Raw genomic sequence first — 25,976 nt, 5'->3', positions numbered from 1 at the left:
CGTGAACAAAGTCTACCGTCTGGTCTTCAACCGTACGCTCGGGGTCATGCAGGTTGCGTCCGAGCTGGTCAACGCCGCGCACGGCGGTGCCGACAATCGTGAAGGCCGCACGGTCGGCACCCTGCGACCGATCAGTTTCGCGTTGTGGCTGGTGCTGGGCTGGGTGGGGCTGGTGCAGCCGTTGTCAGCGCAGCAGGCGCCGGCCGACCCGGGCCGCATCGCCGCCGACCCGGGCGCGCCGGCAAACCAGCGCCCGACGGTGATCACCTCGGCCAACGGCACGCCACAGGTCAACATCACCACGCCCAGTGCGGGCGGGGTGTCGCGCAATACCTACCAGCAGTTCGACGTCGGCCAGCAGGGCGTGATCCTCAACAACTCGCGCGGCGAGGTGCAGACCCAGCTGGGTGGCTGGGTGCAGGGCAATCCGTGGCTGGCCACGGGCACCGCACGGGTCATCCTCAACGAGGTCAACAGCAGCAATCCCAGCCACCTCAATGGCTATGTGGAGGTGGCCGGTGCGCGGGCGCAGGTGGTCATCGCCAACCCGGCCGGGATCCAGGTCAATGGCGCGGGCTTCCTCAACGCCAGCCGGGTGACCCTGACCACCGGCACGCCGATCGTCAGCAATGGCGTGCTGGAAGGCTATCGCGTGGAAGGTGGCAGCATCGGTGTCGGTGGCACGGGCCTGGATACCAGCCGCGCCGACTACACCGACATCATCACCCGTTCGCTGCAGGTCAATGCCGGCATCTGGGCCAACCAGCTGCAGGCCAGCCTGGGCAGCAACGTGGTCAGTGCCGACCACAGCAGCGTGCAGCAGCAGAAGCCTACGTCCGCCGCGCCCACCTTCGCGCTGGATGTGGGCGCGCTGGGCGGCATGTATGCCAACCGCATCTGGCTGGTCGGCAATGAACATGGCGTGGGCGTAAGCAATGCCGGCAAGCTCGGTGCCCAGGCCGGCGAGCTGGTGGTCACCGCCGACGGCCGGCTGCAGAATACCGGCGCGATGCATGCGCAGCAGGACCTGCGCATCGACGCCAGCGCGGGCATCGCCAATGCCGGCACGCTCAGTGCCGAGCGCGAGCTGCGCGTGCAGACCCCGGCAGATGTCGACAATAGTGGCGGCACGCTCAATGCGCGACGCATCGAAGTGAATGCCGATGCGCTGCGCAACCGCGGCGGCAGCATCGAACAGCTTGGAACGCAGGCGCTGCAGCTGCAGGCCGCCGACCTCAGCAACCTGCAGGGCCGCATCGGCACCGTGTCCAGCGTTTCGCCAGGCACCGGCACCGGCGGCACCGGCACCCCGCCGGGTACGGGTACGCCAGGTACCGGTACGCCAGGCACAGGTACCCCCGGCACTGGCACTCCCGGCACTGGCACTCCCGGCACCGGCGGCGGCACCCCGCCGGTCACGCCGCTTCCGCCGCTGGCGGCCGGTGTGCTCAACATCGCAGGAACGCTGGACAACGACGGCGGCCGCATCGAAGCCAGTGGCGACCTGCAGCTCAGCGCCCGCAACAGCCTGGACAACAGCGACGGCACGCTGGGCGCAAGCACCCTGCAGGTGCAGGGACAGGCGCTGCGCAACATGCGTGGCACCCTGCAGGTCCAGGGCGCGGCCAGCGCGCAGGTGCAACAGCTGGACAACAGCGGCGGCCGCATGACCTTCGCCCGTGGTTTCAAGTTGAAGGCGCAATCGGCAATCAATCGCGGCGGCAGCCTTGCTCACGGTGGCAGCGCCGAGACGACCTGGATGATCGGCCAGGTCGACAACAGCGAGGGCAGCATCTCCAGCAATGCCACGCGGCTCGGCCTCGACATCGGCACCCTGGTCAACACCCGGGGCAGCATCAACCACGCCGGCAGCGAGGACCTGCTGCTGCGTGCGGAGGTACTGGATGGCGTGCAGGGCAGCATCGCCACCGCCGGCGCGGCAGACCTGCAGCTGGGCCGCGCCGACCACCGTGGTGCGCAGCTGGTCGCCCGCCAGCTCGGCCTGAGCGCACAGGACTTCGACAACCGCGGCGGCCGCGTGCTGTCCACGGGGCTGCAGGCCAGCACGCTCAACGTCCGCAATCACCTGGACAACAGCGACGGTGGCCTGCTGGCCAGCAATGCCGACCTGCAGATCGATGCAGCGTTCTTCGGCAATGCCGGCGGCACCGTGCAGCAGGCGGGCGCTGGCAACCTGCGCATCACCACCGCCAGCCTGCAGGGCCAGGGCGGCACCGTTCTCAGCAACGGCACCCTGCAGCTGCACGGCGATACCCTGAACCTGCGCAATGGCACCACCGCCGCGCAGCGCATCGACGTGCGCGCCGGCGACCTGACCACCGCCGGCGGCACGCTGACCTCGACCGGCGGCGATGCCCTGCAGCTGCAGGTATCGCGCACCCTGGACAACAGCGGCGGCACCGTGGGCGCCAATGGTGCGCTGGACATCAACAGCGGCATCCTCATCAACGACGGCGGCAAGCTGATCGCCGCAGGCACCGGCACCAGCCACATCCACGCCAGCCAGCGGCTGCAGAACCAGCGCGGCCTGCTGTCCGGCAATGGCGATCTGCAGATCAAGACCGATGGCCTGCTGAACGAGAGTGGCAGCATCGACCATGCCGGCACCGGCACGCTGCAGATCGACGCGACCACCGTGCAGGGAGCTGCTGGCAGCATCGCCAGCAATGGCCTGCTGCAGTTGAGTGGGCAGCAGCTGGACCTGCAGAAGGGCAGCACCCGCGCCCGTGACGTGAAGATCACGGCCACCGGCCTGGACACCAGTGGCGGCAGCCTGTTGTCACTGGGTAACAACGCGATGCAGCTGCAGGTGCAGGGCCTGCTGCGCAACGACGGCGGCAGCATCAGCGCCAATGGCGCGCAGCAGATCCAGGCGGGTGCGCTGTCCAACCGCGGCGGTGCGCTCAATTCGGCGGGAACGGCAGCTTCGCAGATCCAGGTCGACGGCACGCTCGACAACAGTGGCGGCAGCATCGCCAGCAATGCCGCCCACCTGCAGCTGAAAAGCGGCGGGCTCGTCAATGCCGGCGGTACCCTCAGCCATGCGGGCAGCGACGGCCTGGTCATCGACAGCGGGCGCCTGGACGGAGCAAAGGGACAGATCGCCACTGCCGGCGCCCTGCAGCTCACGGCGGCCGAGGTCGATCACCAGGGCGCGTCGCTGGCTGCCGCGCAGCTGGACATCTCGGCGACCGGGTTCGACAACCGCGGTGGGCGCATCATCGCCACCGGCACCGGTGGCAATACGCTGCGCGTGCAGGGCACGCTGGACAACGGCAATGGCGGCACCCTGGCCAGCAATGGCAACCTGGATATCCACGCGCGTACCTTCGGCAATGCCGGCGGAACCGTGCAGCAGGCCGGATACGGCAGCCTGGTCATCACCACGCAGGACCTGACCGGCGCCGGTGGCACCCTGCTCAGCAACGGTTCGCTGGAGCTGCAGGGCGACACCCTCGATCTGCGCAACGGTACTACCACCGCGCAGCGCATCAGCATCGATAGCGACACCGTGATCACCGCCGGTGGCCAGCTGAGTGCGCTGGGCACCCAGGCGCTCCAGCTGCAGGCCCGTAGGCTGCTCGACAATACCGGCGGAACGCTGGGCAGCAATGGTGCGGTCGATGTGCACGCAGGCCGCTTCGTCAACGACCATGGCAAGTTGATTGCCGCCGGTGATGCTGCATCCGCAATCCGCGCCGCGCAGCTGGAGAACCGCAGCGGCGCGATCTCCGCCAACGGCAACCTGCGCATCGAAGCGCAAACGCTGTCGGGCCAGGGCGGCAGCATCGGTGCCGCCCGCGCGCTGTCACTGCAGGGCGGGTCATTGGATCTCCGCGGCGGCAGCGTGGCGGCCGAGCAGCTCGATATCGTGGCCGGCAGCCTGGACAACAGTGCGGGTGCGCTGCGCGCTACGGGCAGTGGAACGCTGGCGATGCAGATCAGCGGTCGCTTGGCCAACGACGCCGGCACCATTGCCAGCAACGGTGCCCAGCACATCGAAGCCAGTGAGCTCTCCAACCGTGGCGGCACGCTCAGTTCGGCCGGCAGCGCGTCCACTGAGCTCCGCATCGACGGCCTGTTCGACAACAGCAACGGCATGCTGGCCAGCAATGGTGCGGCGCTGAAGATCGACGCCGGCAGCATGGCCAACGTCAGGGGCACGCTCAGCCATGCCGGCAGCCAGGGCCTGCTGCTGCGCACCGGGCAACTGGATGGCCAGGGCGGCACCATCGCCAGCGCAGGCGGCATCACCCTGCAGGCGGGCAGCGTGGACCATCGCGGCGCCACCCTGCAGGCCGAGCACATCGCGCTGGACGCACAGTCATTCGACAACCGGGCCGGCAAGGTCATGGCGACTGGTGCAGAGGGCAGCCGGATCGACGTGGTCGGCAGCCTGGACAACGGTGAGGGGGGCCTGCTGGCCACCAATGGCGACCTGGGCATCCAGGCGGCGGTGTTCGGCAATGCCGGCGGCACCGTGCAGCACGCCGGCGAAGGCGTGCTGTCGATCAACGCCGGAACGCTCAACGGTACGGGCGGCACGCTGGTCAGCAATGGCAGCCTGCTGCTCAAGGGCACCACCACCGACCTGCGCACGGGTGTGACCTCGGCCAAGCGGATCGAGGTGGATACCGGCACCCTGATCACCGCCGGCGGCACGCTCACCGCGACCGGCAGCGACACGCTGCGGCTGAGCGCGCGCGAACGCATCGACAACAGCGGTGGCACCGTATCCAGCAACGGTGGGCTGGACCTGCGCAGCGCCGCGCTGGTCAATGCTGGCGGTACGCTGCAGTCCGCCGGTACGGCGGCCAGCCAGCTGAACATCGGCCAGAACCTCAACAACCGTGGCGGTCGCATCCTGGCCAACGGCGGGCTCGGCATCACCGCCGGCAGCATCGACAACCAGGGCGGCACGCTGCACAGCGCTGCACGCCTGGTGGCAAAGGCCGATGGCCTGCTCGACAACAGCAACAAGGGTGTCATCGCCAGCGGTGCGGGCATGCGCGTGTCAGCGGCTTCGCTGGACAACCGCACCGGCAGCATCGAGCAGGCGGGCGACAGCCTGTTGCAGATCGATGCCGACACGCTGCAGGGTCATGCCGGCCGCATCGTCAGCAATGGCGAGCTGCAACTGAAGGGCGAGACCATCGATCTCAGTGCGGGCACCATGGCCGCGCAGCAGGTCAGCGTCGAGGCCGGCCAGCTGGACAACACGGCGGGCACGCTGACCGCTACCGGCAACCAGGCGATGTCGCTGCAGGTACGCGGCGCGCTGGGCAATGACGGCGGCACCATCGCTGCCAACGGTGCGCAGCAGATCAGCGCCGGTTCGCTATCGAATGCGGGCGGTACCTTAAGTTCGGCAGGTACGTCCGACAGCCGGATCACCGTCACCGGCCGTTTCAACAACGGCGGCGGCACCCTCGCCAGCAATGCCGGCAATCTGCGTGTCGATGCCGGGCAACTGGTCAATGCCGCGGGCAGCATCGTCCATGCAGGGAAGGGCGTATTGACCGTACAGGCCACCCAGCTGGACGGCGCCGGCGGCAGCATCGCCACGGCAGGCGGATTGCAGCTGGATGCGGTGACCGTGGACCATCGCGGCGCCACCCTCACTGCCGATCACTTCGCCCTCAACGCCGACCGCTTCGACAACCAGAACGGCAAGCTGCTGGCGACGGGCACGCAGGCCAGCACCGTGCAGGCCACCACGTCACTGGACAATGGCGGCAACGGCCTGATCGCCAGCAATGGTGACCTGACACTGACCAGTGCAGTGTTCAGCAATGCCGGCGGCACCGTGCAGCAGGCTGGCACCGGCATGCTGGCCATCAACACACACACCTTGAATGGCCAGGGCGGCAAGCTGCTCAGCAATGGCGCCCTGCAGTTGACCGGCGAAACCACCGACCTGCGTGACGGCACGCTGTCGGCTACCCGCATCGCCGTGGATACAGGCACGCTGCTCAACGCGGGCGGTTCGATCATCGCCTCTGGCAGCAATGCATTGAAGGTGTCCGCGCGCGACAGGCTGGACAACAGCGGTGGCACGCTTGCCGGCAATGGCACGCTGGATCTGCGCAGCGCTCAGCTGCTCAACAACCGGGGCACGATCCAGGCTGCCGGCGGCGGTATCAGCACCCTGGCGATCACCCACGCGCTGGAGAATCGCGGTGGCCGCATCCTGACCACAGGAGACGCCACCCTCATCGCAGGCGCGTTCGACAATCGCGGCGGCATCGTGCACAGCGATGGCAGCAGCGCATTGACCGTGCGCGTCGACGGCCTGCTCGACAACAGCGACAAGGGCACCCTGTCTGCCGGAGGCGCACTGCTGGCCGAGGCACAGTCCATCAACAACGATGGTGGCACCGTGGCTTCTGGTCAGGACATGCAGCTGACCAGCGCCGATGCGCTGCGCAACCAGGGCGGCCTGGTCCAGGCCGGCAAGCACCTGCAGGTCTCGGCCAGCGGCCTGAACAACAACAGTGGCCGGATCATCGCCAACGACCTGCAGCTGGATACCCGCGGCCAGGCGCTGGAAAACCGCAGCGGCATCATTGCCAGCCTTTCCGGAAACGCAGAGCTGCGCAGCGGTGCCCTGGACAACACAGGCGGCCTGCTGCAGTCGGCGGCAGCCCTCAGCATCAACACCGCCGGACAGCGGCTGATCAACGCCGGTTCCAACGGCAACGGCATTGTCAGCAGTGGCACGCTGCAGATCCGCAGCGGCGATCTGGACAACCGTGGTGGCGCGGTGTCCGCCAAGGCCGGTGCCGACGTGCAGGCCATCGACATCGACAACAGTGGCGGCGGCTCGCTGGTGAGTGCGGCCGACCTGCTGCTGCGCGCGCAGCAGCTGGCCAACACCGGTGGCAGCGTGACCGCCGGTGGCAATGCCGACATCAGCTTGCAGGGCGCGCTGCTCAACAGTGGCGGCCTGGTGGCCGCGACCGGCCGCCTCGACCTGCAGGCCGGCCGTGTCGACAACCGCAATACGCTCAGCCCGGGCAATGGTCCTGCACTGGGGTTGCAGGGCAAGACCCTGCAGGTGACCACCAGCAACCTGGACAACCAGAACGGCCAGGTGATTGCCGACAACCTCGTGCTGCAGGTGAACCAGCGCCTGGACAACAGCGGTGGCCTGGTGTCGGCGGCGCTGGGCTCTGATGTCCGCGCCGATACCCTGGTCAACAGCGGCGGCACCCTGGTGGCCGGCAGGCAGCAGACCCTCCGCACCCGCGAGATCATCGGTGATGGCCGGCTGATGTCGCAGGGTGACATGACTCTGGAGCTGGGCCAGAGCCACACCAACCGTGGCGAGATGGTGGCCAACGGCACGCTGAGCCTGTCCATCCAGGGCAACCTGGACAACACCGGCAAGCTGGCCGGCGCCAACGTCAACATCAATGCGGGCAACATCACCAACGCCTCCACCGGCGAGATCAGCAGCATCGGCCTGACCCGCCTTGCAGCGGGCGGCGCACTGGTCAACTACGGCCTGCTGGACGGCAACGTCACCTATATCACCGCTGCGACCGTCGACAACATCGGCAGCGGCCGCATCTACGGTGACCGGGTCGCCATCCAGGCGGGCTCGCTCAACAACGTGGCAGCCAACATCGGTGGCGTGGACCGTGCAGGTACCATCGCTGCGCGCCAGCGCCTGGACCTCGGCGTCGGCACGCTGACCAACAGCGGCAAGAGCCTGATCTTCAGCGATGGCGACGCCGCCATCGGCGGTGGCCTGAACGGTCTGGGCGCGGTAGGCAGCGCGCAGAAGGTCGACAACATCGGCTCCACCATCGAGGTCAGCGGCAATCTGGACCTGTCCGCGCTGGCGGTGAACAACATCCGCGAGAACGTGGTCGTGGAGAAGGTCACCACCGTGCATGCACCGGTGCGGCTGGAACAACCCGGCTGGTTCAAGAACGCCAACAACAACAACCGGGATTTCCGCGCTACCTCGAATTACCAGCCGTATGAGATCTACTACCTCAACCCGGCGGACATCCTCGAAGACACCCCCTATGTCACTCCGGATGGCCAGCAGATCCGCAAGGCGGTGATCCGGCTGTCCAGCAACACCAGCGCCTATGCGTTCGCCCGCGGTGGCGTGCATGGCGCACGCGCGTCACGTGAGCGCCTGAGCGTGCAGGACGGCACGGTCACGATCTACTACGTCAGCCGCGCCGACAACCGCAACAATCCCGATCAGCTCGGCGCAGGCGCGGAAGATCCCTTCCGCGATCTGTCCACCCGTGGTCCGGGGTCGCCGCCGATCGAGTACGTGACCGATACCCTTCGGTACAGCAACGCCTATGGCACCTGCACCACGACCTGCGTGCAGATCATCACCTATCCGGACTATGACAATCCGGAAGCGACGCTGATCAACATGCAGCGTCACCCGCAGGAGACCAGCGGCAACGAGAAGACCCGCATTGCCACCCGCACCACCGTGGAAGACGTTGTGGTTTCGGCAGGAAACAACGCCGTGATCAACGCGGGCGGCAACATGCGGATCAGCACCGATCGGCTGGAGAACCGTTTCGCCAACATCGCCGCGGGTCGCGACCTGGCCATCGTCGGCCTGAACCGCGATCAGTCCGAGGTGATCAATGCTGCCGAGCAGCTGACCCGTACCAGCACTTTCGACAACCAGTCCATCACCTACGGTGGCTCCTCCAGCCGCTGGAAGGCGGCACCGATCACCGAGAAGACCGGCGCGCTGGGTTCGTCGATAACCGCCGGTGGCAAGCTCACCATCGATGTCGGCAACCTGCGCAACGACAACAACGGGGGCAGCAACCCCAACGCCGGTGGTGGCAAGGGCACCGCGCAGCTGGATACCAACGGCCGCGGTGCAGGTGCGGTCGGCCCCGGCGCGGGCAGCGTGCAGGGGCCCGGCCAGAGCACAGGACAGGGTGCCGGCAGCGTGGACGCACAGGGGCCGGGCACCGCTGGCGCGGCGCAGGGCGCCAACGGTGGCCATCAGCAGGCGGTCGCCCAGACCGACGGCGTGCGCGCGGACGCGGCGGGTGCCCAGGGCCCCGGCCAGGCCGGCAACGCCGGGGCGGGTGCTGGCACGGCGCAGGACATCAATGCCGCCCAGGCCGGGCAGGCCAATGCCAACGGCCCGGCGGCGGTGCGCGCCGGAGAGCATGCCGGCAGTGGTGGCAATGCCGCAGTGGATGGCAAGCAGGCCACGACGACAACCGGTGCTGATCCGCGCGTGGTGATCACCACCAGCCCGAATGCCAGTGCACCCACCGCCAGCCTGTTCAATGTGGACGCCAACCGTGGCAACCACATCGTGGAAACCGACCCGCGCTTTGCCAGCTATCGCGATTGGCTCAGCTCGGATTACCTGCTGCAGCGGGCAGGCTTCGAGCCCTCGCAGACGCAGAAGCGCCTGGGCGACGGCTTCTACGAGCAGAAGCTGGTGCGCGAGCAGATCGGCGAACTCACCGGCCGTCGCTTCCTTACCGGGCACGCCAGCGACGAAGAGCAGTACCGCGCGCTGCTGGAGGCCGGCGCCACGGTCGCCAGCGAATGGGGCCTGCGTCCCGGCGTGGCGCTGACCGCCGAGCAGATGGCACGCCTGACCAGCGACATCGTCTGGCTGGTGGAAAAGGACGTCACCCTGGCCGATGGCTCGGTGGTGCGCGCGCTGGTGCCGCAGGTCTACCTGCGGGTGATGCCGGGCGACCTCGGCAACGACGGCGCCCTGCTGGCCGGCGCGGAGGTGGACGTCAAGCTGCGCGGCGACCTGGTCAACAGCGGCACGATTGCCGGCCGGCAGCTGGTCAGCATCGATGCCGGCAACATCCGCAACCTGTCCGGCGGCCAGATCAGCGGTGCGCAGGTGGGCCTGTCGGCGCGCCAGGACATCGACATCATCGGCAGTACCGTCAAGGCCACCGATGCCATTGCATTGAAGGCCGGTGGCAACATCACCGTGGCCTCGACCACCTCGGAATGGAAGGACCAGGGCGACCGCCTGTCGCAGCAGAAGACCACGCTGGATCGCGTGGCCGGCCTGTATGTCACCAACCCCGGTGGCGATGGCGTGCTGTCGGTGGTGGCCGGCGGTGATATCGGCCTCAAGGCAGCGGAGATCCGCAATGCTGGTACCCACGGCATCACCCAGCTGGTTGCCGGTGGCAACCTGGAACTGGTTGCGCAGACGCTGGGCCAGAGCAGTGCGCTGAACCACGACAGCCGCAACCACACCAGCAACAGCCAGACCACGCATGCGGTGACGTCGATTGAGGGCGCTGGCGATGTGGTGCTGGCGGCGGGCAAGGACATCAACCTGGCCGCAACCCGCATCAAGACCGATGGCGGCATGGCCCTGCAGGCCGGTGGTGACATCAACAGCCAGGTGCTGATAGACAGCCGCAGCAGTGATTTCAGTGCCGGTGGCAAGCGCAGTTCGCTGCAGATCAGCCAGAGTGACGAGACCGCGCGTGGCAGCCAGTTGCAGGCTGGCGACAATGTAGTGCTGAGAGCGAACCGCGATATCAACCTGACTGCCACCCAGGTTGCCAGCTCGGATGGCACGCTGAGTGTGGCGGCCGGTCGCGACGTCAACCTGCTTTCGGCCAACGAAACGCATGACTTCAGCCTGGACAGCTACGACAAGAAAAAGAAGACCCTGTCGAGCACCACCACCACCCGCCACGCCGAGAGCAGCGACAGCTACGCCATTGGCACCGGCCTGATGGGCGAGAGCGTGAGCGTCACCGCCGGCCGCGATCTGACCGCCGTAGGCGCGGTGGTTGATGCCACCGGCACAGTGGTCCTCGGTGCGGGCAACAATGTGCTGATCACTTCTGCGGAAGACCATCACAGCAGTGAGTCCAGCGAGAGCAGGAAGAAGTCCGGCTTCACCGGTGGCTTCTCCAATGGAACTGCTTCGATCGGCTACGGCAGCTCGAAGAACAGCAGCAGTTCTGCCGAGAAGTCGACCACTCAGGTCGGCTCCGCCATCGCCTCGCGCGAAGGCAGCGTGCTGATCAACGCCGGCAACCAGCTGACGATCGCCGCGTCCGACGTGGCCGCAGGCAAGGACCTGACCCTGGTCGGCAAGGACATCAACCTGCTCGCCCGCCAGGATACGGTGGATACGCAGGCCAGCCAGTCGAGCAAGTCCAGCGGGTTCTCGGTGGGCGTCACCTACGACCCGGCCAAGGCGTACCGCACTGCACGCGACAACGCCACCGAAGGCATGGCCGACAGTGGCACGATGATGGGCCGGATCACGCGTACCGCTGAAGGCGTAGCGGCCGGCGTGTCGGCGGCCGTGCTGCCGGCGATCACGGCCGGCAGCCAGCGCTCGAACAGCAACCAGAGCCACTCCACCAGTGACGCCCGGGTCAGCAACCTCAATGCTGGCGGCAATCTCTCGCTGATCGCCAATGGCGGCTCGATCACCAGCCAGGGTGCGCAGATGACGGCCGAGGGCAATGCTGTCCTGCTGGCCACCAAGGACATCGTGTTCGATGTCGCGCACAACACCGAGCGCAGTGACAGCGACAGCCGGGGCAAGGGTTGGGGTATCGCCACCAACTCCGCCGGTCTGCCGTTTGGCACCAACAATTCGCGCAGCGAGGGCGCCGGCCAGAGCGATACCATCACCGGCACACAGCTGTCGGTGGGTGGTGGTGTACGCATGGCCACCACCGAGGGCGATATCAGCCTGACCGCCGCCAGCATCGCGGCGGAAAAGGACGTCAGCATCCGCGCTGCGGGCGACCTGACGATCCGTAGTGGGCAGGACACGGTCAGCAATGCCAACCGCTCGGACAGCAAGGCGATCGGCACTGTGCAGATCTCCGATACCGAGAAGTTCTCCGGCTGGCATCGCGAGCAGCATCGCGATGACAGCGCGCAGGTCTCGCAGGTGGCCAGCACCGTCGGCAGCCTCGGCGGCAACGTCAACCTCACCGCAGGTGGCAAGTACACGCAGAGCGCCAGCAATGTGGTGGCAGCGAAGGACGTGGACATCACCGCTGCCGAGATCGAGCTGCTGACCGCTGACGAAAGTGGTCACTACTCGCAGAGCGACAAGGACCTGAAGATCGGTGCCTTCGCGCGGGTGAAGTCGCCATTGATCGATTTGCTCAACAATGTCGACGCCGCCCGCAAGTCCGACGACCGCCTGCAGAAGATGCAGGGGCTTGCTGCTGGTGCCAATGCCTATCAGGCCGCCAGTGCCATCTCCAGCATGGCCGGCAAGGGCGGAGGCGGGGCGCTGCTCAGTGCCGAGGCCGGCGTCGGCTTCAAGACCTCCAGCAGCAGTGCCGATGGCAGCAGCCAGGTCTCGCGTGGTTCCACCATCCAGGGCGGCGGCAACGTCAACCTGACCAGCACCCAGGGCGACATCCACGTGGTGCAGGGCAATCTGAGCGCGGGCAACACGCTCAGTCTGGATTCGGCCGGTGACATCCTGCTGGAAGCCGGCAAAGCGCATGTGGCCGACCGCAGCAAGAGCAGCAATGCCGGCGCCGAAGTCGGCGTGGGCGTCGCGGTGGGTGCGCAGACCGGTGTGTATGCCTACGCCGAAGCGAGTGTGGGCAGCAGCAAGTCCAATGCCGAGAGCAGCACCTGGCAGAACACCACGTTGACCGGCAAGAACATCTCGATGAAGGCCGAGGGCGATACCACCCTTCGCGGCGCGACCGCCACCGCCGACCGCATCGACGTCAAGACCGGTGGCACGCTGACCGTCGAATCGCTGCAGGACATCGCCGAGAGCATGTCCAAGAATAGCCAGGTGGGTGGCCGCGTGCAGGTGTCGTTCGGCACCGCGTGGAATGCCGACGGCTACGCCAGTGCAGGCAAGGCAAACGGTAGCTATCAGGGCGTTGGCCAGCAGAGCGGCCTGTTTGCCGGCAATGGTGGTTATCACGTGGATGCTGGCCACGTGAATCTGGTGGGCGGCGCGATCGCCAGCACCAATGCAGGAAACAGCGAGCTGACTGCGGATTCGCTGACGTTTACCGACCTGCAGAACCACATGGACTACAAGGCCACGTCGGGCAGCATCAGCGGTGGCTTCGGCAACGGGGGCAAGGGACCGGCTGGCAAGGGCGTGGGGGCCGGCGAGCAGCTGAAGGGCATCGGCACGAGCATCGTGACGGGCAAGTTGGAGGGGCCGACGGGAGTCTCAATGGGTGGCGGGCTGCCCATGCATGAGAGCGGCAGCGACAGCTCAAGCACGCGTGCAACACTGACCGAGGGCAATATCACCATCGGCGGCAGGAAGACCACGGCGGCCGAACTTGGTGTCAATACCGATGCGGCTGCGGCACACCGTGCGCTGGAGGCGATGCCTGATGCCAACAAGCTGCTGGCCGATCAGCAGGCGATGGCGAACGCAGCCAGCACGGTGCTCGCCACCAGCAAGCAGGTCGCCGTGGATGTGCAGGCCTATCAGAGCAACAAGGCAACCCAGGCGTACTACGACAGCCTGTCAACGGAACAGAAGAAGGAGTTCAACGCGCTGAGTGCGGAACAACGCGATGCGGTGCTGACGGCAAACAGCCCAGCCTACGAAAATGCCAAGAAGTGGGGCACGGGCGGCGAATACAACCGTGCATTGAACGCGGTGACGACAGCGCTTGTGGGAGGCGTAGCGGGACAAGGTGCTGGTCAGGTCGCGTCCAATGCACTGGCGCCCTATGCCGCTTACTTCATCGGCAGCACGCTTGACCCGAACCACGGCAGCGACCCCAATGCGACGCTGCAATTGCTGTCGCATGCGGTGTTGGGTGCGCTGCTGGCGGAAGCCAATGGTGGCAGTGCGGGGACCGGTGCCGTGTCGGCGGCAGGCGGCGAGTTGGCTGCGAAGGTGCTGACCAATACGTTGACCGGGGGAGATCCTTCCAGATTGAGTCCGGAACAGAAGGAGATGGTGCTGGCTTTGTCGCAGGCGGTGGGTGCGCTGGCGGGTGGGCTGTCGGGGCAGGATCTGGCTGGGATCGCGTTGAATGCGGGGATTGCCAAGAACTCGGTTGAGAACAACTTCCTTGCCGAGGATCAGGCTCGAGTAATGAAGCAGCAACTCGACGAGTGCGGCAGCGACACGTCATGTCAGAAGATGGTGCGTGACGTTGCCAAGCAACTGTCGGAGCGAATGGACTATGAGCTGCTCTCGGTTTGTACAGCGAACTCGGCGAGCCCTGCGTGTCAGGCGTTTGTGAATGCGGCCGTTTCCTACAAGTATGGCTCGTGGCCCGGAGAGCTTGGACTGTTCGATGATCTCGGCCGTAGCAGCGAGGCGCTTTCCTCGTTCGCTCACTCCATGAATGGACGTGCCTATCGCGAGCTGATTTTTGAGAACGGGGGGCTCCAGCCCGTCTATATCCTGCCTCAGGAATATACGGTGGCCGCGCTGGCGCAGTGGACCGCCGGTGTCGACACTTCCATCGATCAATATGGGCTGTGGTCCAAGGAGACTGCAGGCGAAGTAGGCCTTGGGCTGGCACAGTTGCTGGCACGACGCTATGGAATGGTCAATATAGTCGGCGGCAACGGAGGCTTTGGGAGCGGACGGAGTGATGGGACACCGAATACCTCAAGCGGGACGCAAGTGGATGCGGAGAAGTCCGCACTGGAGAGAATCGCAGGTCGCCCGGCAGGGCCCGATTTGTCTCTCAAACAACCTGAATCCGTTCTTCAGGCGTACTCGCAAAAGCGAATTGATGACCTCGCACACCAATACAATAGCAAGTCATTGGATCCTAAGGATTTTCAGCTGAATCTTGGTTCAAAGGTCTTGAAGGCCGATGCTCAAGTCAGTACGGGTGCTCCGGTTTATATTGGTGCAAGCACATCCGATGTCATGCTGTATTTCAGACAGCTGACTGGAACTGATCGCATGCCTGTCGCGAAGGTCGTACCTGGAAAGGGTCTTCTTTATACGGCAACCACGAGCTCTGGTGCAAAGATAACTCTTAGAGATTTTTCAACGAGCGCGCAGAAGACTGGTGCGAGTTGGACAATTGATGTGCAGGATAAATCCATAAATAATGGAAAGCGAGTAGAGGTGAAGTTCAAATGAAAGATGGGATTTATTGTGCAGTGGTGACTTCTTCGTTTGGGTTATCAATGGGTACCGTCTGGCAGCACATGACGATGGAAATGGGAGGTGTTGGGATCTCCGAAAGAAAAGACGCGTTCTTCGAGTTGATGGGTCGTTTGTTGAGGGAAGGGAAAGTGAGGCTTGCAACGGACGGGGTGTTCTTGCAAGGCGACTGGAGGGAGCAGCTGACGCTAATCTCAAACGCTTGGCCCGAAAATCCTGGTGAAGATGATATCGATGGATTCGGCCTCTGGTTCTTGACCGATGCTCCGGCGGGTCTGGTTTGGATCGGCGCAGATGGCCGTGAACACTGGACGTAGTAGTCCGATTCATGTCGGTGGCGCCACGATGATCCTGACGAATGGGTCAGGGCTTGTAACGACACCGAGCTTTGATGAAGCTTGCTTGAGAAGTGTTTTGCGCTCAGTACTTGCCGTGAACTGCAGGGGTGGGATGATCTATTCTCGGATATGAAGAAAATGGTCGCCTGTCATCCAAGTTTGAATCAGCTTTCAATGGAAGCATTGGCCTCGCTATTCAATTGGAGCAATCGATAGGTCAGAGGCATCACCCCCAGCAGATCCAAGAAATGTCTGGCGTAATCAGGAATGTTCTTCATTACTCTTATGGCTACTCCATGGGAGTTCTATGGAGAAATATGAACATGGAGTTTGATGCGGGGAGTGTCGCTTTTGAGCAGCAGACGGAAGAGTTCTTCTCGATGCTTAGGATGTTGATGCAGGAAGGGAAGCTGAAGCTTGCCTCGGATGGTGTCTTCGCCGATGGCGATATCGATGCGCAACTGGATGTTTTGCGTCACGCTTGGCCTGCTACAAGAGATCAGGAAGATCTCGATGAGGATGGATTCTGGTTTCTTACGGATGCACCGTTTGGATTGGTTTGGACCGCGCCTGAGGGAGACGTCTGGACCTGATTTGAGTGTGGAATTCATCGGATGAAGCGGGGATGGCTTTTTGAAGCTGAAGTCCTCTCTCGTGAGTAATTTTTCGAGATTCCGTATCGCAATGCCTCGGTGATCGAAGTCGCCGGGTGATATATGTATCTACTGTCGAAGGATGATTACTATCCACATGCGCTGTTGGGAGCCCTCGCAGAGGAAGGGGCACAAATAGCAGTTGATGCCGAAGTCGGCGAATGAAGCAATCTACAACGAAGCAATCATCAGGTCGGCTGCAGATCTATGGATGAAAGAATTAGAAAGCTCTGCGGCGAGATCTCTGCAATGGACGCTGCGGCCGCATCGGAGTGGTTGATGAACTACGCCGCCTTGAGGTCGGACAATTATCGGGATGCATTTGTTCTGATGAAGTGCCGTTCCTGGCCCAGGGCAGAGCAGAAAAAGCTGGCCAACTACTATTTGCAGGCTGTTCCTTATGCGAGCTCATATCCCTACGAGGTCTTTCTTTCGTTCATGTCGGTAAGGTCCTTCTTGAGTTGTCTTGATGCTTTTATTCCAGAGGCCGGTGCCTATCGTGACCTTCTCGCCTACCATCTTGGTCCAGTTCTGGATCGAGTGGGGAAGAATGATTCTGATCGGATGTTGATTGCGGAGTTCATGGGTGAGCTCAGCGGGTAGAGGGATCATTACGTCCGAATGCCCTGTACGCGGATGAGAACGCTCTGCCGTAGCATAAGACCTTTGACGATGGCGCCGCTGTAAAGGTTCGACGATGAGCATTTCGCTGTTTCTTGAAGTCGAGGTTGGTTCCAAACTCGAAGCCGTGCAACGAGCCTTGGATTCGATCCAGGCCGAGTATTCCGATGGTCTGGACAAGCTGCAGGGGTATCTTCCAGCGTCCAACACGGGGTTCGGGTTCCGCATCGTTGAGCCGCCGGAGGCTGTCGTCGCAGAAGGGCTGGAGGCCGAGTGGCGCGTGGGGCTGCTGGGTTCGTTCCATTTCCGCGCAAGCGGATTTGAATGCGCTTGGGAGGAAATTTGCCGTTTCATCAAGCGCTATGCTGCGGCATGTGAATCGCGGTTCGTGCTTTCCTTCCAGTTCGAGAGCATCTATGCCGCAAGATTTGGACAGGATCTGATCTTTCCGGGTCCTGCTGCCCCTTAGTGCCGCTTCGCTCTTTTCATGTGATCCGCTACACCTTCATGATCAGGCACGGCCATCAGCACGCGGACTGCGAAGCCACGGGCGATGTCGTTCGGCGCGCCGCGTCGAACCACGGCTGCGGTCCGGTCCATGGTTACAATCTGCCCATGATCAGCCCCCGCCTTCTGGCTTCCACACTGCTGGCACTGGCCCTGGCGGCCTGCACCGCCACCGCGCCCGTGCAGCACAACCCGCTCGCCACCTGGGTGCCATCACCCAACCAGAACGCGCGCACGCCGGTCATCATCGTCATCCACCACACCGAGCAGAAGTCGGTGCAGCAGAGCCTGCATACGCTGCGCACGGCCAACAGCGGTGGACCGGTCAGTGCACATTACCTGGTCGGCGCCGATGGCCATCGCTACCAGCTGGTCGCCGATGAGCGCCGCGCCTGGCACGCGGGCGCGGGGCGCTGGGGCACCATCACCGATCTCAACTCGGCCTCGATCGGCATCGAGCTCGACAACGATGGCCGCAGCCCGTTCAGTGCGGCGCAGATCGAATCGCTGATCGTGCTGCTGCGCGATCTCACCACGCGTCTGAACATTCCGCCGCGACAGGTGATCGGCCATGCCGACCTGGCGCCGACGCGCAAGCAGGATCCGAGCCGCTTCTTCCCTTGGCAACAGCTGGCCGAGGCTGGCTTCGGGGTATGGCCGCGCGCCGCCGACGGCGCGGCACCGGAAGGCTTCGACGCGTGGAATGCGCTGGCCCGCTTCGGCTATCCACTGGACAACCGCGAAGCCACCGTCGCCGCCTTCCACCGCCGTTTCCGTGGCCGCGACGACCTGCCGAAGACGCTGGATGCCGAAGACGCGCGCATCCTGTACTCGCTGCTGCTGCAGACGCCGTGACCCCGCGCATGAACGCTTGACCCCGCGCCGGGTTGCCGCCCAGCGGCCGGCCCGCCACCATGGCGGCATGATCGATTCCGCCACCTTCTTCAAGCGCAGGCACTGCATCCTGCTGGCAGCGGCCGTGCTCGCCGGTTGCGCCACCACCGCCCCCCGCACCGGATCTGAAGTGCCGACGCCGGTCACGCCGCCCGCGGCCACCTATGCCAAGGCTGCATGGAGCGCATTGCCCCCGGTCTCCGATACCGATCTGCAGGCCGGCTTCGTTGCCTGGCGCAGCAGCTGCACCCGCCTGAAGAACGATGCCGTCTGGGCCAAACCCTGCGCCACCGCCGCAGCGGTGTCAGACAAGGACCCGGCCGCGATCCGCCAGTTCCTGCAGCGCGACCTTGATGTCTATGCGCTGCGTGCCGGTGGCCACCAGGCCGACGGACTGATTACCGGCTACTACGAGCCGATCTATGCCGGCAGCCTGACCCGCACCGACAAGGCGACGGTGCCGGTCTACGGCACTCCCGATGATCTGGTGGTGGTGCAGCTGGAGAGCCTCTACCCGGAACTGAAGGGCAAGCGCCTGCGCGGTCGCGTCGAAGGCAAGGTGCTCAAGCCCTATGACGACGCCGGTACCATCGCGGCCAAGGGTGCCAACGCCCCGGTGCTGGCCTGGCTGACCGACCCGATGGACCTGCAACTGCTGCAGATCCAGGGGTCCGGCCGCGTGCGCCTGGCCGATGGCAAGCAGGTGCGGCTGGCCTATGCGGAACAGAACGGCCACCCGTACCGTGCCATCGGCCGCTGGCTGGTGGACCAGGGCCAGCTGAAGAAGGAAGACGTCACCATGGACGCCATCCGCGCCTGGGCACGGGCCAACCCCGCGCGCGTGCCGGAACTGCTGCGCAGCAACCCCAGCTACGTGTTCTTCGTGCGCAACCCGGACAGCCCGGAAGGCCCGCGTGGTTCGCTGAACGTGCCGCTCACCGCCGGCTACAGCGTGGCGGTGGACCGCAGCGTGGTGCCGCTGGGCAGCCTGCTGTGGCTCTCCACCACGCGCCCGGACGGCACCCCGGTGGTGCGCCCGGTGGCCGCGCAGGACACCGGCGGCGCCATCGCCGGTGAGGTGCGCGCCGACCTGTACTGGGGCAGCGGCGATGCCGCCGGCAAGCTGGCCGGCGACATGAAGCAGAAGGGCAATATCTGGATGCTGTGGCCGAAGGGCGTGCCCCTGCCGAACTGAACCAGCAGGGGTCGGATCCCTTTCCAAAGGGAAGGGCTCTCACCCCGGATGCCTGATAATGGCGCCATTCCGAACTTTCCGGCCGCGCCTGCGGCCAGGACCCCTGCAATGACCTACGCAAAGCACAACGCAAAACCCGGCGCGAAGTCCGCCGCAAAGAAGTACTACAAGCACTGGGCCGAATCGGGCCTGGGCAAGGGCAACGTGCTGATGGAAGCCCGTGGCGAGAAGATCGTGCGCCAGGTGGAAATCTACGGCACCAGGATGGTCTGGGCCGACGAGCACGCCCACAGCGATGACCGCTTCCTGCTGGCCGACCAGCCAGTGTCGTTCCTGGATTTCGACGAAGATGACGAGATCAGTGCGCGCGAGTTCGAAAGCGCCTGGAAGAAGGCGCGGGAAGCCACCGGCTACCCGGTGTAATCCCAGCCCCCGGCACCCGCCCTTGTAGCGCCGAGCCTTGCTCGACGCTGCAAAAGCGGGCATGTGAAATGTTATATGATTACATTTCACCGCAGCCGCCCCTTCCCATGAAGACTCCCACCCTTGTGGCCGCCCTGGCGGCCGCGCCGCTCGCCCCTGAAGCTTTCGCACAGTCCGCCGATGCCGCGCTCACCCTCGGCAAGGTGCAGGTGCACCAGCACGGCGAAGGCCAGCTCAGTGCGCACCAGGTGCTGACCTCGGTGGACGTCCTGGGTGCAGACCAGATCGAAAACCGCAATGTCTCGCACAGCTGGGAACTGCTCGGGCAGATGCCCGGCATCCAGCTCACCGAAACCCGGCAGGGCGCCGAATCGGGCAAGGTCAGCTTCCGCGCCTTCAACGGCGAGGGCTACCTCAACGCCATCAAGACCCTCATCGACGGCATCCCCAGCAACGTCAACAGCGGCAACCAGCGCTTCATCGACATGCTGTTCCCGCTGGACATCAGCTACATCGAAGTGGTGCGCGGGACCAACGACCCGCGCTATGGGCTGCACAACATCGGTGGCAACGTGAACTTCGGTACGCGCCAAGGCGGCAGCTACACCGATGCGCGCCTCGCCTACGGCAGCTACAACACCCGTGATGCACAGCTGGCGGTTGGCCGCGAAGCCAATGGCTTCGCGCAGAACTATTTCGTCGGCACCCAGGCCAGCGATGGTTATCGCGACCACGACACCTCCAGGAAGTACTCGCTGGGCGGCAAGTGGTTCTTCGGCACGCTGGACGAAGGGCTGCGCGTGGGCCTGACCGCGCGCGCCTATCACCATGAGGCCGACGAACCCGGCTTCATGACCGCCGAGGAACTGCGCACGCACCGCCGTGGCAGCGAGCTGCGCAACGGCAACGACGGTGATGACCGCGACATGCGCCAGCTTGCCGCGCACCTGGATATGAAGCTGTCCGACGCACTCACCTTCGGCACGCGGCTCTACTACAACCGCTATGAAGACGACCGCCGCGTGACCTTCAGCGACCTGCCCACCGGCAACCTGCCGCGTCAGCGCCGCGTGTGGGATGAGCGCCAGACTGGCCTGCTCAGCACGCTGACCTGGCAGGCCAGCCCAGCGCTTACCCTCGAAGGCGGCTTGAACTACGAGCAGCAGGACAACGGCTATATCCGCGAGCGCTACGCCTACGCCGAACCGACGGATTACAGCCAGCCGCCGGTGCGCGTGCAGAACGACGACCGCCACAGCTTCGACAACTGGGGCGCCTACGTGCAGGCCATCTACCGGCCCGCCGAGGCGTGGAAGATCGTGCCGGCCTATCGTATCGATCGCTTCAGTGGCAGCACGCACCTGATGAACGGCGTCCGCGGACGCCTGCAGGACTACGGCACCATCGGTCAGCCCAAGCTGAGCGTCATCCACAGCCTGGGCCAGACCACCCACGTCTATGCCAACTGGGGCCGCACCTTCCAGGTGCTGACCGGCTCCACCGCACCGGCCTATCTCACTCCGGGGCAGGCGCCGATGCAGCCGTCCACCAATACCGGCATGGAGCTGGGCCTCAAGTTCCAGCCGTTCCAGGGCGCCCAGGCGCGCCTGGCGGTGTGGCAGCAGGACGCGGAAAACGAGGTATCCAACATGCCGGCCACCGGCACCACGGTCACCCTGGGCAAGACCCGCCGACGCGGCGTGGATGCGCAGTTGAGCCTGCAACTGGGCGACGACTGGACGGTATGGGCCTCGCACGCCTACCAGGAAGCGAAGATCACCCGCGACGACCGCGATGCCGGCATTTCCCTGCAGGGCCGCGAAGTGGCTGCCACCCCGCGCCATATCAGCAATCTGGGTGTGGATTACCGCGCCACGGATGCGCTGCGGCTGGGCCTGCAGGCGCGTGCACAGGGCGATTACTACCTGGAAGAACGCAACGTGGCCGGCAAGTTCGGTGGCTTCGCCGTGCTCGACCTCAGTGCTGCCTATCAGCTCACCCCGCGTTTCAGCGTGGACCTGCAGCTGAAGAACGTCACCGGCCGCCAGTACGCCTACGCCTGGTACGACAGCTTCTTCTGGGACAGCGCCCGCCCGATGTTCTCGCCGGCCCCGGGCCGCAGCGTGTTCGTCGGCCTGAACATGAAGCTGTAACCGGCCACGCATCTGGTAGTGGTCGAGCTTGCTCGACCTGCGGCAGGGGTCAGAGCCCTTTCCTGACGGAAAGGGATCCGACCCCGGACCCCCGTTTTGCACTACATTGGTGCAATGTCCGACCCCGCACCCCCGCCGTCCCTCGATGCCCTGGGCACGCCGCTGGCCTGGGCCGGGGCCGATGGCTGCATTGCCGGCTGCAATCCGGCCTTCGCCCGCTGGCTGGGCGTCAGCATCCGGCGCCTGCTGGGTCGGCCGCTGGCCGCACTGGAAGTGCAGGGCGAAGCCCTGGCCCATTTCCTGGCCCGCGATGAGCGTGACAGCCTGCGCTTGAACCGGCTGGCGCTGGCGGTGCCCGGCGAAGCACCGCGCTTCGCCGAGGGCTGGATGAGCCGCCGCGACGATGGCGGCTGGCTGCTGGAGGCGCATCCGGTCGATGAGTTCCCAGGACTCGATCCCACCCAGGCGCTGCCCAGCGCGCTCAGTGCGGCGCTGAAGGGGCTGGCCCACGAGCTGCGCAACCCGCTGGCCGGGCTGAAGGGCGCGGCCCAGCTGCTTGCCCGGCGTGCGGCGCAGCGCGACGCCAGCGAACGTGAGCTGATCGAACTGATCGGTTCGGAGATCGAGCGCCTCAACGGCCTGCTCGACCAGCTGCTGTCGCCGGCCCCGGCCGCGCCGCATGCCGAACTGAACATCCATGCCGCGCTGGAGCGCGTGCTGCGCCTGGCCGAGAGCGAAGCCGGCTGGGCGGTGCGCCTGCAGCGCGACTACGACCCCAGCATTCCCGAATTCCATGGTGACGCCGACCGCCTCACCCAGGCGGTCTGGAACCTGGTGCGCAACGCGATCCAGGCCGGCGCCGGCAACATCACCCTGCGTACCCGCGTGGAGCATGGCGTGCGCATTGCCGAGCAGCTGCACACGCTGGCGTTGCGCCTGGAAATCGCCGACGACGGCCGTGGCGTTCCCGAGGAACTGGCTGAACACCTGTTCCTGCCCTTGGTCAGTGGCCGTGCCGAAGGCACTGGCCTGGGCCTGGCGCTGGCCCAGCAGGTGGCGCGCGAGCATCGCGGCACGCTGACCTACCGCTCGCGCCCGGGCCATACCGTGTTCACGCTGCTGCTGCCGATCGTCAGCGGCGCTGCCCCGGCCGAGGAGGCCCCGCGCGATGTCTGAGTCTTCTTCGTCCCCGCAGCGCATCTGGGTGGTCGATGACGATCGGGCCGTGCGCTTCGTGCTGTGCACCGCGCTGCGCGAGGCGGGCTACCAGGTCGTCGATTTCGACAGCGCCGCACCCGCCCTGCAGGCGTTGAGCGAAGGCCCGCCACCGGCGCTGCTGTTCACCGATGTGCGCATGCCCGGCGACGATGGCCTGGTGCTGCTGGACAAGCTCAAGGCCGCGCTGCCGCAGCTGCCGGTGGTGGTGATGTCGGCCTATACCGATGTAGCCAGCACGGCCGGCGCGTTCCGCGGTGGCGCGCATGAATTCCTGTCCAAGCCGTTCGATCTGGACGATGCGGTGGCACTGGCGCAACGGGTGCTGCCGGCCGTCGCCCCGGCATTGGCGGCGGCCACACCTGCGGCCGAAGCGCATAGCGACCAACCGCCGCAACTGGTGGGCGATACCCCGCCGATGCGCGCGCTGTTCCGCGCCATCGGTCGCCTGGCGCAGGCACCGCTGGCGGTGCTGATCACCGGCGAGACCGGCACCGGCAAGGAGCTGGTGGCCAATGCGCTGCATCGCGAATCACCGCGCGCGCAGGGGCCCTTCGTCGCGCTCAATACCGCTGCAATCCCGTCCGAGCTGCTGGAAAGCGAGTTGTTCGGCCACGAAGCCGGCGCCTTCACCGGCGCGCAGCGCCGCCATATCGGCCGCTTCGAGCAGGCCGATGGCGGCACACTGTTCCTGGATGAGATCGGCGACATGCCGCTGCCGTTGCAGACCCGGCTGCTGCGCGTGCTGGCGCAGGGCGAGTTCTTCCGCGTCGGTGGCCGTGAACTGATCCGCGTCGACGTGCGCGTGGTCGCCGCCACCCACCAGGACCTGGAAGGGCTGGTTGCACAAGGAAAGTTCCGCGCCGACCTGCTGCACCGCCTCGACGTGGTGCGCCTGCAGCTGCCACCGCTGCGCGAGCGCCGCGAGGACATCGCACAGCTGGCCAGTACGTTCCTGGCCGCCGCCGCGCGCAAGCTGGATACACCGCCGAAGCGCCTGACCGCGGCCGCACTGCAGGCGCTGCGCGAACACGACTGGCCGGGCAACGTGCGCGAACTGGAAAACGTGTGCTGGCGGATGGCGGCGTTGGCGGCCGCCGACACCATCGGCGTGGCCGACGTCGATACCGCGCTCAACCGTACGCGCGGTCGTCGCAGCAGCACCACCAGCGCCGATCCAGGGCAGTGGGAAGCGCTGCTGGCCGAATGGGCACGCCGTCAGCTGGCCGAAGGCGTGGAAGGGCTGCACGCGCAGGTGCGCGAGCGGGTCGACCATGCCCTGCTGGAGGCCGCGCTGCAGATCACCCACGGCCGCCGTGCCGAAGCCGCGGCCCGCCTGGGCCTTGGCCGCAATACCCTTACCCGCAAGCTGGGCGCCGGACGCCGCCGCGGGGGCCATTGAACGGCCCCTGCACGCGATCCTCGCGCCCGCTTGCCGAACTGTTGATCGTTCATGGACGATGCAACGCTTAGTGTCATCTGCAAGGAGTCTTTGATGCGTCTGTCCTTTGCCATCCTGCCGTTGTCCGCCGCCGTGCTGCTGTCTGCCTGCGGCAGCGCGCCGAAAAAGACCGAACCTACTCCGCCGCCGCCGACCGTGGTCAGCGCAGCGAAGCAGGGCGAGGCCAATCTTGCGCCGGCCTCGGCCAGCATTGTCAGTGGCCGCATCGCACTGATGGTGGAGCCCGGCGGTATCCACATCACCGGCCTGATCGGTGGCCTGCAGCCGATGCAGCAGGCCGGCTTCCACATCCACGAGCGCGGCGACTGCAGTGCGGTGGATGCCAGCAGTGCCGGCAATCACTTCAATCCCGGTGGCGCTGCGCATGGCCGCGCCGGCACCGGCAAGCACCACCTGGGCGACATGGACAATCTGCGTGCCGACGCCCAGGGCCGCGCCAACGTCGATATCCACCTCAAGGGCGTTACCCTTGGCGGAGGCGCCGCCACCGATATCGCCGGACGTGCACTGGTCGTGCATGCCAACGCCGACGACTATCGCAGCCAGCCCGCCGGCAATGCCGGCGTCCGCATCGCCTGTGGCGTGATCCGGGTTGTCCGCTGATCACTGCAGGCATCATCCAGGGAGAGATTCCATGCGCTTGATCCACACTTCGCTGTTCGCAGCCATTGCTGCGCTGGGCCTGGCGGCCTGCAACCAGCAGCCGGCCGCGCCGCAGGCTGAAACCCCGCCGGCCGCGCCGGCCGACGGTGCCACCACCGAACCGGCTGCAACGCCGGCCCCGGCGGCTGCACCGGCTGCCGATGCTACGGCCAGCGCCGAGCTGGCACCGACCCAGGGCAACGAGACCAAGGGCAGCGTCACCTTCAAGGTGGTCGATGGCAAGGTCCACGTGACCGGCCAGATCAGCGGCCTGAAGCCGGGCAGCGAGCACGGCTTCCACATCCACGAGAAGGGCGACTGCAGCGCCCCGGACGGCATGAGCGCCGGTGGCCACTTCAACCCGGGCAAGCAGGACCACGGCAACGTCGCCACCGATCCGCACCACGGCGGCGACATGCCCAACATCAAGGCCGACGACAAGGGCGTGGCCACCATCGACGGCCCGGTGTCGAGCAACGTCAACATCGGCAAGGGTGATGACTTCGACATCATCGGCCGTGGCCTGATCGTCCATGCCGATGCGGATGACTACAAGACCCAGCCGACCGGCAACGCCGGCGCGCGCCTGGCGTGTGCGGTGATCCAGAAGGCGCAGTAAGCGCGCTCCTGCTGGAAATGGAAAACGCCGGCGCAAGCCGGCGTTTTTCTTGATCGGTCGTGCCGGCCGCTGGCCGGCAATCGCAAATGCGGAGGTTGCCGGCCAGCGGCCGGCACTACCCGTCTTCAGCGCG

General features: G+C 65.7%; 13 protein-coding genes. All 13 read left to right on the top strand.

What is annotated here, in order from left to right:
* Position 1: 1 nt before the first annotated feature.
* A complete protein-coding gene (locus tag AC5P6X_RS13535; RefSeq protein ID WP_329755829.1) occupies positions 2-15,097 on the top strand; it encodes a hemagglutinin repeat-containing protein in 15,096 nt (5,031 codons plus the stop codon).
* Positions 15,094-15,438 (top strand): DUF596 domain-containing protein, encoded by a 345-nt coding sequence (locus AC5P6X_RS13530; protein ID WP_099605663.1) that lies wholly within the window; start codon positions 15,094-15,096, stop codon positions 15,436-15,438. The genes AC5P6X_RS13535 and AC5P6X_RS13530 overlap by 4 nt, the downstream gene beginning before the upstream one ends.
* 269 nt (positions 15,439-15,707) lie before the next feature.
* Complete coding sequence (locus AC5P6X_RS13525) at positions 15,708-16,052, top strand: DUF596 domain-containing protein (RefSeq protein ID WP_142807957.1); 345 nt, start codon at positions 15,708-15,710, stop codon at positions 16,050-16,052.
* 339 nt (positions 16,053-16,391) lie between these two features.
* Positions 16,392-16,715 (top strand): hypothetical protein, encoded by a 324-nt coding sequence (locus AC5P6X_RS13520; protein ID WP_142807956.1) that lies wholly within the window; start codon positions 16,392-16,394, stop codon positions 16,713-16,715.
* 94 nt (positions 16,716-16,809) lie between these two features.
* Positions 16,810-17,202, top strand: coding sequence for a hypothetical protein (locus tag AC5P6X_RS13515; RefSeq protein ID WP_099605664.1), 393 nt, complete (start codon positions 16,810-16,812; stop codon positions 17,200-17,202).
* 146 nt (positions 17,203-17,348) lie between these two features.
* The gene (locus AC5P6X_RS13510; protein WP_049449259.1) at positions 17,349-18,095 is read left to right on the top strand and encodes an N-acetylmuramoyl-L-alanine amidase; all 747 of its coding nucleotides are present in this window, start codon (positions 17,349-17,351) and stop codon (positions 18,093-18,095) included.
* A gap of 67 nt (positions 18,096-18,162) precedes the next feature.
* Positions 18,163-19,329, top strand: coding sequence for a murein transglycosylase A (mltA, locus tag AC5P6X_RS13505; RefSeq protein ID WP_123959341.1), 1,167 nt, complete (start codon positions 18,163-18,165; stop codon positions 19,327-19,329).
* 108 nt (positions 19,330-19,437) lie between these two features.
* Positions 19,438-19,752 carry a hypothetical protein gene (locus AC5P6X_RS13500; protein ID WP_049423150.1) on the top strand — a complete coding sequence of 105 codons (315 nt, stop codon included), beginning with the start codon at positions 19,438-19,440 and terminating at the stop codon, positions 19,750-19,752.
* A gap of 107 nt (positions 19,753-19,859) precedes the next feature.
* Positions 19,860-21,905, top strand: a complete 2,046-nt coding sequence (locus AC5P6X_RS13495) for a TonB-dependent receptor (RefSeq protein ID WP_123959343.1) — start codon at positions 19,860-19,862, stop codon at positions 21,903-21,905.
* Positions 21,906-22,019: 114 nt separating this feature from the next.
* Positions 22,020-23,081, top strand: coding sequence for a two-component system sensor histidine kinase NtrB (locus tag AC5P6X_RS13490; protein WP_088436486.1), 1,062 nt, complete (start codon positions 22,020-22,022; stop codon positions 23,079-23,081).
* The gene (ntrC, locus tag AC5P6X_RS13485; RefSeq protein WP_012478733.1) at positions 23,074-24,522 is read left to right on the top strand and encodes a nitrogen regulation protein NR(I); all 1,449 of its coding nucleotides are present in this window, start codon (positions 23,074-23,076) and stop codon (positions 24,520-24,522) included. The genes AC5P6X_RS13490 and ntrC overlap by 8 nt, the downstream gene beginning before the upstream one ends.
* A 93-nt stretch (positions 24,523-24,615) precedes the next feature.
* Complete coding sequence (locus tag AC5P6X_RS13480; protein ID WP_005407586.1) at positions 24,616-25,185, top strand: superoxide dismutase family protein; 570 nt, start codon at positions 24,616-24,618, stop codon at positions 25,183-25,185.
* Between the two features lie 31 nt (positions 25,186-25,216).
* Positions 25,217-25,843, top strand: coding sequence for a superoxide dismutase family protein (locus AC5P6X_RS13475; RefSeq protein WP_012478735.1), 627 nt, complete (start codon positions 25,217-25,219; stop codon positions 25,841-25,843).
* Positions 25,844-25,976 lie beyond the last annotated feature (133 nt).

Source organism: Stenotrophomonas sp. YJH_SMC_40, from assembly GCF_059368615.1.
The sequence above is the reverse complement of the archived record's forward strand: the minus strand, read 5'-3'. Positions and strand labels throughout refer to the sequence as shown.